Source organism: Methylomonas koyamae, assembly GCF_019669905.1.
Lineage (GTDB): Bacteria > Pseudomonadota > Gammaproteobacteria > Methylococcales > Methylomonadaceae > Methylomonas > Methylomonas koyamae.
The window spans coordinates 2,028,337-2,041,733 of record NZ_AP019777.1 but is presented as its reverse complement, the minus strand read 5'-3'; the positions used below and the strand labels follow the sequence as shown (position 1 = coordinate 2,041,733).

Here is a 13,397-nt window from a genome sequence, read left to right as displayed (position 1 = left end):
AGAGCGCGGCCTATGCGCCGTTTACCGTCCGACGCCAGTCATCCTTATAAACTATAAGGTATCCGTTTATACTAAGCATACGCCGCCGAGAACCGTAATGCCGAGTAAGGCGAACCCGTTCGTCCGCAAGCTGCGGCGGTAAGCGGGGCGTCTAAAAAACGCAGTGGATCAGATTTTGCAGGGTACAACCATGCTGGTGGACGAAGGCGAAAAAATCAAGGTTCTAGTCAGAGAGTTCTTTAAAAAAGGCCATAAGTCCAGTAACAAGCTTTACGACGTGGACCTTGCCGGGCATGCCGTTCTAGTGAATATGAGCGCTAAAGGCAAGACCCGATTGCATGAAGCTGACGAGTCTGGCAAACACAGGCTCAACGGCGCCACATCGCACTTGGAATTGGCCGAGAAATTGGTCAAGATGACCATTGCCGACCGTTCGGGCAACTGCGGCGAAATGGCAGCCTTGAGCGCTTATTACGCTAAGAAAATCTACAATATCAAGCGCGACTTACTCTACATCGGCATCGTTCACGACAAAGGCGACCACGCCTTTTGCCTGGTTTCCCAGGAAGCAATCCCCGATTCGGCGCAAGACTATGCGTCGATGGCCGATTTCACCAACCTTAAAGTAGCCAAGTCCTGGTTGATCATCGACCCCTGGCTGAATACCGTTTGCTACGCATCCAACTACCTGACCAAAAGCGGCGAGAAACTTGAGAAATGGGCCTCGGAAGGCAAGCGTGTGGCTTGGATGAACGGCTCTCAAGGCGCCGGTTGGTACGTGCCAAACGGCGAATACAAGACCGAGTTCGGCAAAGCGCCGGTGTTGTTGGACCCTTTCTAGCCGCCCGCTCTAACGGCAATAGCGGCCAACCGCATTGCGACGAAAGCTCAGGCTCAGCGAGCGATGGCAACCCAATAATCGGCCAATCATCTCTCCGGCTATCATTGATCCGGTCTCGTCAAGTCGCCGGCTTGCGCCGAAATCAACACGTCGTTGAACTGAATCACCGGTTCAATATCGGTGTAATTCGGCATATCGCCCTGCAGCTCGGCGGCATGCGGCATAAACGCGACCAAAAAATCTTCCACCGATTCGAACAGAAAATGGCACATGGCGACATAAGCCGGCGGGCTACCCGGCACCGCACCGCCCAACCCTCGTTCGACCGATACCCCGCGATACCCTGGGTGGGCGCTGAGGCGTTCTATCGACAGCGGCATGTGGGAATCCACGTAATAAGCAAAATCGAAGCGGGCATCCGCCCGGTTAGGGTACAGAATACTGATTTTTTTCATCCCCACCTCCTGGTTGAAACCGAAATCAAACGCTATAGAAACTGTGCCGCTCCAGTGTCGGTGACAGCCGACACCGAAACCGGGCGGCTTAACGCTTGCCGGCAGCTCGGGCCAGCAAACGGTCTAGTTGGTTGGCGAAGGCTTGAACGTCGCACGCATTCGCGACAAATGCTTTTTGAATGCCGGTCCGCGAACCGGCGTTAAACTTGGCTTCGCGGTAGCGACACAATTAAAACCGAGGCATCTCAATCACAACATGCACCGGATTACACGATCGATGCGCTTCGCTTCGTTCAGCACCTAAGGCCCTGCAGCGAATTCGCAGGCCGCGCTATAATCCGCCGCAAACAGCCAGCAGGAGAACATCATGGCGGAATCCGGCTCGAACGCCACCATCATTGCTACCGTAATCACCGTGATCGGCTCGGTCGCGGTCGCGGTGATCAGCAATTGGGATAAAATTTTCCCCAAACCGCAAGTCTCTCCGCCGCCGGTAACATCAGCCGCTCCTCAACCAGCTCCCAATGGCATTCCATTAGCCAACGGCAATTTCGAAGTCCCGCCGCCTGCGGTCATCGACATCAGCGGCACCTGGTACAACCCCAGCGCACCGGCCAACGGCTCGCGCATTGTCCAGCAAAACTCCGGTTTTCAATTCAGCAGTTGGGGCATGCTGCCGCAAGGCATAGGCTACGAGTCCAAAGGCAGCGGGACTGTGGTCGCCCAAAACATCAGCTACAACTATTTCGCCCAATACCAAAACGGCTGGACCTCGCAGGGCAATTGCAGCGGCACCGTCAGCAGCGACGGCAACCAGATCACCGCGACCTGCAGCGACAATGTCTTGGGCACCTTCGTTTCCGCCGGGATCAAGCAGTAATTTCCGCAAGCGGGCCGCTACTCGCGGAGAGCGTTATGTCAAAGCCTCACATTAACGTTGAGGCTTAAGAACAGGCGGTCAATCGACGGAAGTACCGCAGCAAGGGCATTTCCAATCGGCGTGCACCGGCGGCTTGGGATGGACGGTATTGCCCAGTTTTTGCGTACCGCCGAAATCGTGAAAGTTGCGGCATACCTTCTCGAACGCCGCTTGCGGCGACGCCGCGTAGCTAAACTTGAATTTGGGGTATTTACCGACATGCTGTTTCAAACGCACGTTGAGATCTTCCTCGGCCCGCCCGACATACTTGACGACGAATTTATGCGTATTTTGATTGATGACGCCCAAGGCATAATTGCCGTGGGAGATTTTAGTAACCAATTCGTCGATCTTAGCCAAGCTTAGATCGTAAGCGCCGTGCATATCCAGTGAAGCCATAATTTACTCCGGTAAAGCCCCGCGTTAAACGTCGGGCAAAAAGTGCCTGAAGCCTCGATCATACTCCCTATTGCGGTATAACCCGGATTTATTGAGTAACGGCTAATATTGGCCTTTGGATTTGAGCCGCTAGATTTGGTGCGAACTGCCGCAAAATTTGCCGTTCGCCGATATCGCCCGCAGGCAAAATTACGGTTTGTCCGGTTTATTGGAGTTGCCGGACTCGTTCGCCTTCAACGCAAATGTTTTCGGTGAACGAGATCGAATAGAACTTGCCGCCCATGATTTCGCAGTCTTTTTTCATTCTTTCGAACTTACTGTCCAACCAAAACATCGCCAGCGCTATTAACGCAATGCAAAGCAGAACAAGCATGTTGACAGTTCGATCCGAATTTAACGCCATGATGAAGCCGCTGATTATTCTGGCAATGATTGAAGTTCGCTATTTTGCGGCAGGACCGAAATCGAGTACAACCGAAATAAAGATCGCCACCGCAGTCCTAGCGGACACAAAACGTTGGGCTTTCAACTAAACGGACGGCCAACTCGCACTCGTAGCTACCCTGCCTCATTGTTCAAATCCGATTTTTCAGATTACCGTTAGCGGGCGAAGCATCCGGGCGAATCGATTGGCCGCTAAGGCCCATCTCTGCACGCTTCATTGATTTTGTTGATGGCGGTTGGAATTTGGCAGGAAGCCGATTACACGAACCCCGAAGGCATTGCGCTTTCGGGGTTCGCAGCCATGCATTGGATATATTTGATTTCAAAAATCAAAAAGGTCGCAACGACCGAATTTCTCAATGTTAATTTGAAGCAATGTCGTAAACCTCCTCGCCTTACCGGCTATCAGAAACGTTGTCGGAATGCTTTAACCTTGAAGTCCCTTGGCGTTTACTATAGCGGATTTTGGTAGAAAAGCCAGGTGTTGTTTTGGAATCGAGTACCGAATGGTCGGTGATAAATTAATGTCATTTAACCGAAGGTTAACGTTTCGATCTGTTGCGCCCTTTTAAGGGAGCCTCTAAAAATCCACGATTAATCAGATTCGGGGCGTAAAACGTGCTCGAAAGCTGACATTTCCAAGCGGATTACCTTCAACTCGAAGCCTTTTCAGCTCCGATGGGCGGCATCAAGACGCAGCCACCCTGCGAATGGCGCAAAAACGTCGCATGTTGTACATCAGATTCATGAAGCCGATACGCACTTCGGCCCGGGCTAGGCCAATGCAACGAACCGCCTTACCGCCCCATTGCGCCATCCAGGCAAACACGTGCTCGACCCGGCAACGGGTTTTGGAGCGGGTACTGTTACCTTGTTTTTCCCGGTCAGTCAGCGGTTTGCCGCGAACCCCTTTGCGGTGAATCCGGCTGCGGTAACCTTGCGCTTTAAGGCTGGCTTCCGTGGCTTCGGATCGGTAGGCACTGTCGGCCCACACATCCCGGCTGGTATTGCCGCTATCGAGCAAGCCGTTCAGGGCTTGCGAGTCGTGGACGCTGGCATCGGTGACCGTGTATTTGCGAACCAACTTGTGGGCATTATCAACGTTGACGTGGTTCTTGTACCCGTAATAGCTCTTGTCGCCTTTCTTGGTCCAGCGCGCATCGGTATCCTTCTGACTGCGTTTGGAGGCTGACCAGTCCTCGACGGTTTCGCCAGCTTTAATCCGGGCGTTCTCGTCCGGCGTATTACGCTGCACCGGCGCCTTGACGAAGCTGGCGTCAATCAGCTGACCCTTGCGGGCAATCAGGCCGGCACGGTCCAATTGTCGGTTGAATTCGTTGAATAACGTCTCGGTGAGTTTCAGTTCTTTGAGTGACTCACGAAATAGCCAGAAACTGTTGCGATCCGGTGCGTGCTTGGCATCCGACAACCCAATAAATCGCTGAAAACTGCGCCGATCTTCGATTTGGAATTCCAGTTGCTCGTCGCTCAGATTGTAGAGGCTGGCGATGACCAACGCTTTGAACATCAACACCCCATCCCAAGGCTTACGCCCGGCAGACGATTTGCGGACTTTGTGACGCACTTGATCCAGCAACGGACGGAACGCTTCCCAATCCACTTGCGCCTCTAATTCCAACAACGGATTACCCAAACGATCGATTCGACGATCACGATGTTCAAACAGGGAACCGAAAAGGTCGTCTTGTGCCACCGTCATCTCTGCTCTCCAAAGGTCTTTAGCTCCGACCCATTTTACTCGCCGGGCGCAATTTTTAGAGGTTCCCTTAAGGCTTGGCTGATAGCGATTCCAATTTTGAGGTATTCGCCAACCTCGCTACCGGATCGGGCAATGTCAAGGCGACAGCCAACCGCCGGATCATCATCAGCCAACACCAGTTTTATCGACCGCAATACACTGCAGTGCAATACAAGGATCAAACCTTGCTGACTTTTCGGAATAAGGAAATGCCTGCGGCCGATTCAGCGGCGACATTTGAGCTCGACTCGGTACCGCATATCCGTTCCTATAGCAACGCTGTCTAGTCCGGGCTACGATTTGATGGGATCGATCATCCCTATCCTGGCGGGAGATTTGATCAACGCAATGTAAATATATGAACAGGTTCGGAGACGGGACACCAAACAAATTAGCGGGTTATCGCTTCGAAACAGCTTTTCTCGTTTCGAGATATTTGCCACCGCCAACCCGTTTGACAAGGCCACTGTACTTATTCCCGCAAATGCCCGTCTCCTACTGCGACCCATTTGTAAGTGGTTAGCCCTTCCGGGCCGACCGGGCCGCGGACATGGAGTTTGTCGGTGCTGATACCGACCACCGAACCCAGGCCGTAATCGCCGCCGCCGGATAGCCGGGTCGAGGCGTTGATCATCACCGATGCCGAATCGACCTGTTCCTCGAATTGCCTAGCCAAGCTCAGGCTTTGGGTGACGATGCCGTCGGTATGGCCGGAGCCGTAGTGGTTGATGTGGGCTATGGCTTGCTGGATGCCGGCGACGATTTTGACCGACAGAATCGGAGCCAGGTATTCGCTGGACCAATCTTCCTCGGCTGCGGCGGCGATGCCGGGCAGTAGCTGCAAGGTTTGTTCGCAGCCGCGCAATTCGATCTGTTGGGCGTTGAATGCTTCGTAAAGCAGCGGCAACAACCTTTCGGCGCATGCAGCATCGACCAATAAAGTCTCCAAAGCATTGCAGACCTGTACGCTTTGGAATTTGGAATTGACGGCCAACGCCACGGCTTTGTCCGGCTCGGCATCGGCGGCCAAATACAAATGGCAGATGCCGTCGTAATGCTTGATGACCGGGATGCGCGTGCCTTCGGCGATGCGTTTGATCAGACTTTTGCCGCCGCGCGGGATCAATACGTCGATGTATCGGTCTTGTTGCAGCAATTCGCCGACTGCCTCGTGGCCTGGCGTGCGGACGATCTGGATCGCGTGTTGCGGCAAACCGGCGGCGACCGCACCCTCGACCATGGCGTCGGTCAAGATGGCGTTGGTTTGCAAGGCTTCCGAGCCGCCGCGCAGAATCACCGCATTGCCGCTTTTGATGCAGACGCCGGCGGCGTCGGTGGTGACATTGGGCCGCGATTCGTAAATCATGCCGATCACGCCCAGCGGCACCGATTTCTTATAGACCCGCAGTCCGGCCGGATTGGTATGGCCGGTCAGGATGCGGTTGAGCGGGTCCGGCAATTGCGCGACCTTGTTCAATCGCGACAGCATGTAGTCGAACATTTTGTCGTCGATGGTCAGGCGCTTGACCATGGCCTCGGTTTGGCCGGCGTCGCGGGCCTTGGCGACTTCATCGGCGTTGACGGTCAAAACCCGCGCTCTGACAGCCTGCAGCGCTTCGGCCATTTTTGCCAGCGCCAAATTGCGTTGTGCATCGGAAGCCGGTGCCAATTGGCGGGCGGCCAAGCGGCTTTGCCGGGCGATATCGGGTATCGAAGATGAGTTGATGGACTGCAACATGGCTTTTTAGTTAAGGGATTCCAAGGAAATGGATTAATCGGCCGGCCAAAGGTAAGTGGCGACGCTCTTGGCCGGAATTTCGGCGCGGGCTGCAAGCTCTCGGTAACGGATATCGAAACCGACCGCCGTGTCGCCGTCATTCAAAACGATCAGTGCCAATTTGCCATCCGGAGTCGAAAACGCCACGTTCGGCAACAGATCCTCGCTGGAATGGATTCGTACCGCGCCCGGCCTGACCGCTTTCGCAGCATGGCCGATGATGTAGTAAGCCACGTTACGTTCGACCCGGTCGCCGTCGATAGTCAACGCGCCGACGCAGCGCGCTTCGCCGCCCGGCGTGTGCGGACAGCAGAACGGGTCGGCCGCCAAATTCCATTCCAGCACAGCGCTACTCCAATTGCGGCAGGCACCGATCAAGACATGGCGGATATGCCACATCAAATCGCCACCGAATTCGCCGTCCGAGCCGACCCATTGTTCGGTGAAATACAATTTCATGTCGGGATAGGCCGCGTGCATTTCCGACAACACCGAGATATCGCCGCCATACAAGTGCCAGGCGGAGCCGCGCAGATAATTGCGGGCGCCGGTGTCGGCGAACACCGCCAACGGATATTCTTTAACGTCGCAATTGTGGTCCCAGCACAAGATTTCGACTTCGGCCAAACCGGCCTCCACCAACGCCGGACCCAAGTAAGTTTTGACGAACTCGGCCTGCTCGGCCGCATCCATGACCATGCTCGGATCGTTTTTGAAATTTTGCGGCTCGTTTTGCGGCGTAATGGCATGAACGGCGATGCCGCGCTCGCGCATCGCCAGCAGATATTTGACGAAATATTGGGCGTAAACCGCGTAGCATTCCGGCCTTAACTTGCCGCCGACCGAGCCTTGGTTGGTTTTCATCCAGCGCGGCGCAGACCAGGGCGTGGCGATGATTTTGATGGCCGGATTCAATGCCAGGATTTCCAGCAACAACGGCACCACCTCCCTGTCGCCAGCATCGAGGTCGAAATTGGCCAACTCAAAGTCGGTTTGCCCTGCCGGCAGATCGTCGTAGGAATAACTGCACTCGCTCAAATCCGACGCGCCGATACTCAAGCGCAAAAAACTGACGCCGATACCGTCGGCGTCGGCCAAAAACAACTCATTCAACAAGTTTTGTTTGACGTCTGTCGGCAAGCGGCTAATCAACATGGCGCTACCGCCAGTCAACGAAAAGCCAAAACCCTCCATAGTTTGCCGGGTTTGTGCCGGGTCCAGGGTAATGGCCGGCCCGACGCCAGCGCCGGTTTGGAAAAACGCCGCGTTCTCGGTGCATTCGAACAGACGGCTGCGGTCGGCGCTGGTCAGCCAAACAGAAATGGCCGGAGCCGGCGCGGGACTGGAAATCTGGGTCATGCTGGTTCTCGAATAGTCGTTGAACGGGGAGCCGCGGCGGTTTTTTGAATGGTGCCATAGCCTCATTCGCCGGCGTCGGCTGCTCGGCGCAGCGACATGATAATGAAATCCGGCAAAAAAATGCGAAATGCGTTGCGCCACTTCGCCTCCGCTGATAGCAGCCGGGACTTTTCCCTAGCCGGGCAGGCGCCGAAAAATTCAATTGAACATTGTTTAATTTGATTTTATAGTAGCTGCGGTCTTTATCTTTACTGTCTGCTAAACTGCGTCGGGGGAGGAAATTTATGTTGAAAATCGTATTGCGCTGGCTGTTAACCCTACTTTACCGGGTCAAGGTCAACGGTCTGGAAAATTACGCCGCCGCCGGCAACCGAGTGCTGATCGTCGCTAACCACACCTCGTTTCTCGATCCGTTGCTATTGGGGGTGTTTCTACCGGACGATATCACCTTTGCCATCAACACCCACATCTCCGAACGCTGGTGGTTGAAACCGTTTTTAAGGCTTTCCAAAGTGTTCCCAATGGACCCGACCCATCCGCTGTCGTTAAAAGCCTTGATCCACCACATGCAGCAAGACACCAAGACCGTGATTTTCCCGGAAGGCCGGATCACGACGACCGGAACCTTGATGAAAATCTACGACGGCACCGGCATGGTCGCCGACAAATCCGGTGCCACGCTATTGCCGGTGCGAATCGACGGCGCCGAATTCAGCCGCTTTTCCAAGTTGGGCGACAAGGTCAGACAACGCTGGTTCCCGCGCATCCACATCCACATCCTGCCACCCACCCGAATCGAAACCCACGGCGACGTGACCGGCAAAGCCCGCCGCAAACATAGCGGCCATATTTTGTCGGACATCATGAGCGAAATGATGTTTGCCACCAGCCATTACCGGCAAACCGTTTTTGCCGCGCTACTGGAAGCTCGCACCATTTTTGGCGGCAACTACGCCATTGCCGAGGACCTGGAGCGCAAACCGGTCAGTTACGACGCCTTGATCGCGCGCAGCATCGCGGTCGGCAAATTGGTTAAATCCATTACCGAATCCGGCGAAAACGTCGGCGTGTTGCTGCCGAACAGTTGCAAAACCTTGAACGTAATCCTGGGGCTGCAACTTTACCGCCGCACGCCGGCCATGCTGAATTACTCGCTGGGTGCCGCCGGTATGGCTGCCGCCTGCCGTACCGGCCAAGTCAAAACCGTATTGACTTCACGCAAGTTCATCGAAGCCGCCCATTTGCAAACCGAAGCCGATGCGTTGGCGCAACAGGTCAATGTGGTGTATCTGGAGGATCTGGCGGCGGGTTTGACCGGTCGAGACAAAGCGGCGGCATGGTTGCAAGGCAAGACTGCCAAGCTGTGGTACAGAAGCCGCGACTACGATGCCGACGATGCCGCCGTGGTACTGTTCACCTCCGGTTCGGAAGGCTTGCCGAAAGGCGTGGTGTTGTCGCATGCCAACATTCTCGCCAACCATAAACAAATTCGCGCCCGCATCGACTTCGGACCGGGCGACGTGGTGTTGAATTTTCTGCCGATGTTCCATTCCTTCGGCTTCACCGTCGGCACGATGATGTCGGTATTGAACGGCATGGTCAGCTTCTTCTACCCTTCCCCGCTGCATTATGCGGTGATACCGGAAATGGCCTACGAAGTCGGCGCCACCATCATGTTCGGTACCAATACCTTTCTGGCCGCGTACGCGAAAAAAGCCCACCCTTACGATTTTTACAAGATGCGTTACGTCGTGGCCGGCGCCGAAAAACTGCAGGAAACCACCCGCTCGTTATGGCTGAACAAGTTCGGCATCCGGATTCTGGAAGGTTACGGTGCCACCGAAACCGCCCCGGTCACATCGGTCAACACGCCGATGGACTACAAAGCCGGCAGCGTCGGCCGGTTCATGCCCGACATGCTGCACCACCTGGAGCCGGTCCCGGGCATAGAAGGCGCCGGCCGCCTGCACGTCGCCGGCCCCAACATCATGAAAGGCTACTTGTTGCCGGATAACCCCGGCGTGTTGACGCCGCCCAATTCGCCGGTCTACGGCGAGGGTTGGTACGATACCGGCGACATCGTTCACGTCGACGACGAGGGCTTTATCCATATCCGCGGCCGCAGCAAACGCTTCGCCAAAGTCGGCGGCGAAATGGTTTCGCTGACCGCGGTCGAGCAATTGGCGATCCAGGCCTGGCCCGACACGCAACACGCCGCGGTCAGCCTGCCCGACCCGCGCAAGGGCGAACAAATCATCCTGCTGACCACCCAGCGCGACGGCAGCTTGAAGCAACTGGCGGAAGCCGCGCCGGGCGTCGCCGCGATCAATCTGCCGAAGAAATTGTTCGTGCTGGAAAAACTGCCGGTGTTAGCCACCGGTAAGACCGATTATCCGGGCGCAACGGCGTTAGCGGCGCAATTGACGCAAACCCATACCGCCGACGAAGACCATTAATTCGCTCGGCAATCGCTTCCGACACTAGACCTCACCATGAACAAATTCATTTACCCGTTGCTGGTCGCTCAATTCCTCTCGGCCTTTGCCGACAACGCCATTTTATTTACCGTGATCGCCATGGTGATGCAACAAGCCGAACCGGCCAGTTGGTACGTACCGGCCTTGCAAAGCGTATTCTTGGTGGCTTTTGTCGCATTGGCGCCCTGGGCGGGCGGTTTTGCCGACAGCCAGCCCAAATCGAGGGTGTTGATAATCGCCAATTTGATCAAAGCCGGCGGTGCCGTATTGCTGCTGTTCAAGGTCGAGCCCTTGTTGGCCTACTGCCTGGTCGGTGTCGGCGCCACGCTCTATAGCCCGGCCAAGTACGGCATTTTGCCGGAGCTCGCCGGACACGGCGCCTTGGTCAAAGCCAATAGTTGGATCGAGGGATCGACGATTTTAGCGATCTTGACCGGTATGCTGGTCGGCGCCAAACTGGCCGACCATTCGGTGACTTGGGCTTTGCTGGCGACAATCGGCCTGTATTCAGTCTCGGCCGCGACGACGCTGGTGTTGCCGGTAGGCCTACGCAAACCGGTCGGCAGCGGTTCGAAAATCCTGCTGTTCTACCGCGAGGTCAAAGATTTTCTGTCGGTACCGCGCTCGCGTTTCGCGGTGTTGGGCGCCTCGTTGTTCTGGGCGGCGGCGGCCAGCGTCAGAGTCATCATCATCGCCTGGGCGCCGCTGGTGTTAATGCTGCACAATGCCAGCGACATCGCCAACCTGACGCTATTCCTGGCGCTGGGCATCATCGCCGGTTCGGCGCTGGCGCCGCAGTTGATCCCGCTCGAGCATTTGCGCCGGGCACGGATACCGGCTTATGCGATGAGCGCACTGATTGTTGCATTAAGCTTTACCGACGCGATTTGGCCGGCACGCGGCGTACTGTTCTTGATGGGAACCGCCGGCGGATTATTCATCGTGCCGATCAATGCCGCCTTGCAGGAAATCGGCCAACAAAGTATCGGCAGCGGCGGTGCGGTGGCGATGCAGAATTTCTTTCAGAACGCGGCAATGCTGCTGGCCGTCGGTTGCTATACCCTGGCGGCAGCGCAACAGGTGACTCCGGTTGCCGCTTTAGTCGGATTGGGGCTGATATTGCTTGTGGCTACTATTCTGGTGGTCTGGCATTTGCCGGATTCGGTGCAATCTTCCAGCCCTGAATAAACGTCCAAACCAACAACTCCACCGCCTTTCCCGCGGCTTCGACTTCGCCGGGCTGATGTTCGCCGGTCAATGACAGAATGCAGATGCCGTGTACGCCGCTCCATAGCGCCCGCGAAGCCAGCCGATTTTGCTCCGCGGAGATTTCCGGGGCCAATTGGCCGAACAGCGCTTCGACGATTGCAAACATTTGCTCGACTTTGGCCTGGTACCAGTCCGGTAACGGCGCATCGCTCTGGGCATCGAAAATCATCCGCCAACGGTTGAAATGGCTGGCGGCAAATTGCAGATACGTGTTCGCCAGCGCCATCAACCGGCGTTCGGCGCCGCCTTCCGCCCCGCCCTGCTGCAAATGCTCGGCGAGTTCGTCCAGAGTCCTGGCTTTAACATGGGTTGCCAAATCGTTCATATTGGCAAATACCATGTAAATACTACCGACCGTATAGCCGATTTCCAGCGCAATCTTCCTGACCGTCAAAGCGTTGAAACCGTCCTCTATGACTATGGTTTCCGCCGCCTTCAGCACCATTTCCCGGATTTGCTCCTGACTATGCTCGCTTCTTCTTGCCATATTCGTTCGATAAACCGCAAAAAATGGTTACGATACACGACCTAGCCCCAGGAATCGATAGTAAACATGTCAAACGAACTGCTCGACGTCGTCGACGAACTCGACTGCATCGTGGACCGGCGCAGGCGCCGGGAAATCCACGCATCCGGCTTACGCCACCGCGCCGTACATATCTTGGTTTTCAACGACCGCGGCGAATTATTTCTGCAAAAACGCTCGATGCTGAAAGATCTGAACCGAGGCTTGTGGGATAGCTCGGCCGCCGGCCACGTCGACGCCGGCGAGACCTACGGCGATTGCGCACCGCGCGAGCTTAAAGAAGAATTGGGAGTGGCGGCGGCCGACTTGAGAGCTTTATTTAAACTACAGGCTTGCCCGGAACTGGGCATGGAGTTTATTCAGGTCTACCGAGCGGAGCACAACGGTCCGTTCGAACTGGCTGCCGACGAAATAGACGAAGGCGATTGGTTCTCACGCCCTGCCTTAGACGATCGGGTCGCCAGGGACGACCCGACCTTGACCGAAACTTTCAAAATCATTTGGCGGCATTATCGGCAACACTTTCCGCCTGCGGAAACTTAATCGATACTCAAGCGCTGGCCGCCCTTGCTTTGGGCCTTGACCAGATTCAACGTCAGAATACCGTTATCGTAGCGGGCTTTGCTGGCGTTCTGGTCGATATCCACCGGCAATTGAAAACTGCGCGATACCTGGCCGAAATAACGCTCGCTGCGTAACGGCTTGTCGTCTTTATTCTGGGTATCGATCTGGCTGATTTCGGCGCGGATACTGACCACGTTGCCTTCGATCTGGACGTGAATATTTTCCTTGCCGGCGCCGGGCAATTCGGCGTGAACCACATATTCGTTCGGATTTTCTTTGATATCGACTTTAATCTGTGCCGGCAACGGATCGCCGTGTAATGGGCGAACCAAATAGCCCGGACTGATATCCCGAAACAACTCGTCAAACAGATTACCGCCGACAAATGGACTCAAGCTGCTCATGACATTTCTCCTTATAGTTTCTACGGGAAATGCGATGATACAAAATTGGACCAGCTTTGCAAGCCGGAAAAATCTGCGGAAATTATTGCGATTCGGGAGGGGATGGAGAGAAAAACAGATTGGCGGAGCGGACGGGGCTCGAACCCGCGACCCCCGGCGTGACAGGCCGGTATTCTAACCAACTGAACTACCGCTCCGCGTTGG

14 protein-coding genes and 1 tRNA gene are annotated in these 13,397 nt (G+C 55.5%); 6 read left to right on the top strand and 9 right to left on the bottom strand.

The genetic code is table 11. From position 1 onward, the window contains the following. The first annotated feature begins 190 nt into the window (after positions 1-190). Positions 191-841 (top strand): hypothetical protein, encoded by a 651-nt coding sequence (locus MKFW12EY_RS09630; protein WP_157199560.1) that lies wholly within the window; start codon positions 191-193, stop codon positions 839-841. Between the two features lie 101 nt (positions 842-942). Here the strand turns inward: MKFW12EY_RS09630 and MKFW12EY_RS09625 are convergent, their stop codons facing one another. Continuing rightward, positions 943-1,296, bottom strand: coding sequence for an EthD family reductase (locus MKFW12EY_RS09625; protein WP_054763386.1), 354 nt, complete (start codon positions 1,294-1,296; stop codon positions 943-945). A 367-nt stretch (positions 1,297-1,663) separates the two neighbouring features. On the opposite strand from MKFW12EY_RS09625, the gene MKFW12EY_RS09620 reads away from it, so the two are divergent. Further along, the gene (locus MKFW12EY_RS09620) at positions 1,664-2,176 is read left to right on the top strand and encodes a hypothetical protein (RefSeq protein ID WP_054763387.1); all 513 of its coding nucleotides are present in this window, start codon (positions 1,664-1,666) and stop codon (positions 2,174-2,176) included. Between the two features lie 78 nt (positions 2,177-2,254). On the opposite strand, the gene MKFW12EY_RS09615 is transcribed toward MKFW12EY_RS09620, so the two are convergent. Together MKFW12EY_RS09615 and MKFW12EY_RS09610 are read right to left on the bottom strand one after the other, a co-directional pair. Then, positions 2,255-2,614, bottom strand: coding sequence for a hypothetical protein (locus MKFW12EY_RS09615; protein WP_064021820.1), 360 nt, complete (start codon positions 2,612-2,614; stop codon positions 2,255-2,257). Between the two features lie 205 nt (positions 2,615-2,819). Beyond that, on the bottom strand, positions 2,820-2,987 hold the full coding sequence (locus tag MKFW12EY_RS09610; RefSeq protein WP_157198174.1) for a hypothetical protein: 168 nt from the start codon (positions 2,985-2,987) through the stop codon (positions 2,820-2,822). On the opposite strand from MKFW12EY_RS09610, the gene MKFW12EY_RS09605 reads away from it, so the two are divergent. Beyond that, positions 2,986-3,147 carry a hypothetical protein gene (locus MKFW12EY_RS09605; RefSeq protein WP_157198175.1) on the top strand — a complete coding sequence of 54 codons (162 nt, stop codon included), beginning with the start codon at positions 2,986-2,988 and terminating at the stop codon, positions 3,145-3,147. The two genes, MKFW12EY_RS09610 and MKFW12EY_RS09605, sit on opposite strands and share 2 nt — an antisense overlap. A gap of 599 nt (positions 3,148-3,746) precedes the next feature. Here the strand turns inward: MKFW12EY_RS09605 and MKFW12EY_RS09600 are convergent. The 3 genes from MKFW12EY_RS09600 to MKFW12EY_RS09590 form a co-directional block, all read right to left on the bottom strand. After that, positions 3,747-4,778, bottom strand: a complete 1,032-nt coding sequence (locus MKFW12EY_RS09600) for an IS5 family transposase (RefSeq protein WP_245006482.1) — start codon at positions 4,776-4,778, stop codon at positions 3,747-3,749. Positions 4,779-5,289: 511 nt separating this feature from the next. After that, on the bottom strand, positions 5,290-6,555 hold the full coding sequence (locus MKFW12EY_RS09595) for a glutamate-5-semialdehyde dehydrogenase (protein ID WP_245006481.1): 1,266 nt from the start codon (positions 6,553-6,555) through the stop codon (positions 5,290-5,292). Positions 6,556-6,588: 33 nt separating this feature from the next. Beyond that, positions 6,589-7,953 carry a glycoside hydrolase family 30 protein gene (locus MKFW12EY_RS09590; protein ID WP_221054436.1) on the bottom strand — a complete coding sequence of 455 codons (1,365 nt, stop codon included), beginning with the start codon at positions 7,951-7,953 and terminating at the stop codon, positions 6,589-6,591. A 284-nt stretch (positions 7,954-8,237) separates the two neighbouring features. Here MKFW12EY_RS09590 and MKFW12EY_RS09585 point away from each other — a divergent pair, with 284 nt between their 5' ends. Beyond that, positions 8,238-10,409, top strand: coding sequence for an AMP-binding protein (locus MKFW12EY_RS09585; protein WP_221054435.1), 2,172 nt, complete (start codon positions 8,238-8,240; stop codon positions 10,407-10,409). 36 nt (positions 10,410-10,445) lie between these two features. Further along, the gene (gene lplT, locus MKFW12EY_RS09580; RefSeq protein ID WP_054761684.1) at positions 10,446-11,618 is read left to right on the top strand and encodes a lysophospholipid transporter LplT; all 1,173 of its coding nucleotides are present in this window, start codon (positions 10,446-10,448) and stop codon (positions 11,616-11,618) included. Here lplT and MKFW12EY_RS09575 read toward each other — a convergent pair. Further along, on the bottom strand, positions 11,563-12,186 hold the full coding sequence (locus tag MKFW12EY_RS09575) for a TetR/AcrR family transcriptional regulator (protein ID WP_054761682.1): 624 nt from the start codon (positions 12,184-12,186) through the stop codon (positions 11,563-11,565). The genes lplT and MKFW12EY_RS09575 overlap by 56 nt on opposite strands. Before the next feature lie 66 nt (positions 12,187-12,252). Between MKFW12EY_RS09575 and MKFW12EY_RS09570 the strand changes: the two genes are divergently transcribed. After that, positions 12,253-12,768, top strand: coding sequence for an NUDIX hydrolase (locus MKFW12EY_RS09570; protein WP_221054434.1), 516 nt, complete (start codon positions 12,253-12,255; stop codon positions 12,766-12,768). Here the strand turns inward: MKFW12EY_RS09570 and MKFW12EY_RS09565 are convergent. Next, positions 12,765-13,193 carry an Hsp20/alpha crystallin family protein gene (locus tag MKFW12EY_RS09565; protein ID WP_054761680.1) on the bottom strand — a complete coding sequence of 143 codons (429 nt, stop codon included), beginning with the start codon at positions 13,191-13,193 and terminating at the stop codon, positions 12,765-12,767. The two genes, MKFW12EY_RS09570 and MKFW12EY_RS09565, sit on opposite strands and share 4 nt — an antisense overlap. Before the next feature lie 120 nt (positions 13,194-13,313). Continuing rightward, a tRNA-Asp gene (locus tag MKFW12EY_RS09560) sits at positions 13,314-13,390 on the bottom strand. Between the last annotated feature and the right edge of the window lie 7 nt (positions 13,391-13,397).

What these genes read in the sequence shown, in the direction of transcription:
- MKFW12EY_RS09570 (WP_221054434.1), top strand. Translation starts at nt 12,253, where the DNA reads ATGTCAAACGAACTGCTCGACGTCGTCGACGAACTCGACTGCATCGTG.
- MKFW12EY_RS09590 (WP_221054436.1), bottom strand. Translation starts at nt 7,953, where the DNA reads ATGACCCAGATTTCCAGTCCCGCGCCGGCTCCGGCCATTTCTGTTTGG.
- MKFW12EY_RS09605 (WP_157198175.1), top strand. Translation starts at nt 2,986, where the DNA reads ATGTTGACAGTTCGATCCGAATTTAACGCCATGATGAAGCCGCTGATT.
- MKFW12EY_RS09625 (WP_054763386.1), bottom strand. Translation starts at nt 1,296, where the DNA reads ATGAAAAAAATCAGTATTCTGTACCCTAACCGGGCGGATGCCCGCTTC.
- MKFW12EY_RS09575 (WP_054761682.1), bottom strand. Translation starts at nt 12,186, where the DNA reads ATGGCAAGAAGAAGCGAGCATAGTCAGGAGCAAATCCGGGAAATGGTG.
- MKFW12EY_RS09595 (WP_245006481.1), bottom strand. Translation starts at nt 6,555, where the DNA reads ATGTTGCAGTCCATCAACTCATCTTCGATACCCGATATCGCCCGGCAA.
- MKFW12EY_RS09630 (WP_157199560.1), top strand. Translation starts at nt 191, where the DNA reads ATGCTGGTGGACGAAGGCGAAAAAATCAAGGTTCTAGTCAGAGAGTTC.
- MKFW12EY_RS09565 (WP_054761680.1), bottom strand. Translation starts at nt 13,193, where the DNA reads ATGAGCAGCTTGAGTCCATTTGTCGGCGGTAATCTGTTTGACGAGTTG.
- MKFW12EY_RS09615 (WP_064021820.1), bottom strand. Translation starts at nt 2,614, where the DNA reads ATGGCTTCACTGGATATGCACGGCGCTTACGATCTAAGCTTGGCTAAG.
- MKFW12EY_RS09620 (WP_054763387.1), top strand. Translation starts at nt 1,664, where the DNA reads ATGGCGGAATCCGGCTCGAACGCCACCATCATTGCTACCGTAATCACC.
- MKFW12EY_RS09585 (WP_221054435.1), top strand. Translation starts at nt 8,238, where the DNA reads ATGTTGAAAATCGTATTGCGCTGGCTGTTAACCCTACTTTACCGGGTC.
- MKFW12EY_RS09600 (WP_245006482.1), bottom strand. Translation starts at nt 4,778, where the DNA reads ATGACGGTGGCACAAGACGACCTTTTCGGTTCCCTGTTTGAACATCGT.
- MKFW12EY_RS09610 (WP_157198174.1), bottom strand. Translation starts at nt 2,987, where the DNA reads ATGCTTGTTCTGCTTTGCATTGCGTTAATAGCGCTGGCGATGTTTTGG.
- lplT (WP_054761684.1), top strand. Translation starts at nt 10,446, where the DNA reads ATGAACAAATTCATTTACCCGTTGCTGGTCGCTCAATTCCTCTCGGCC.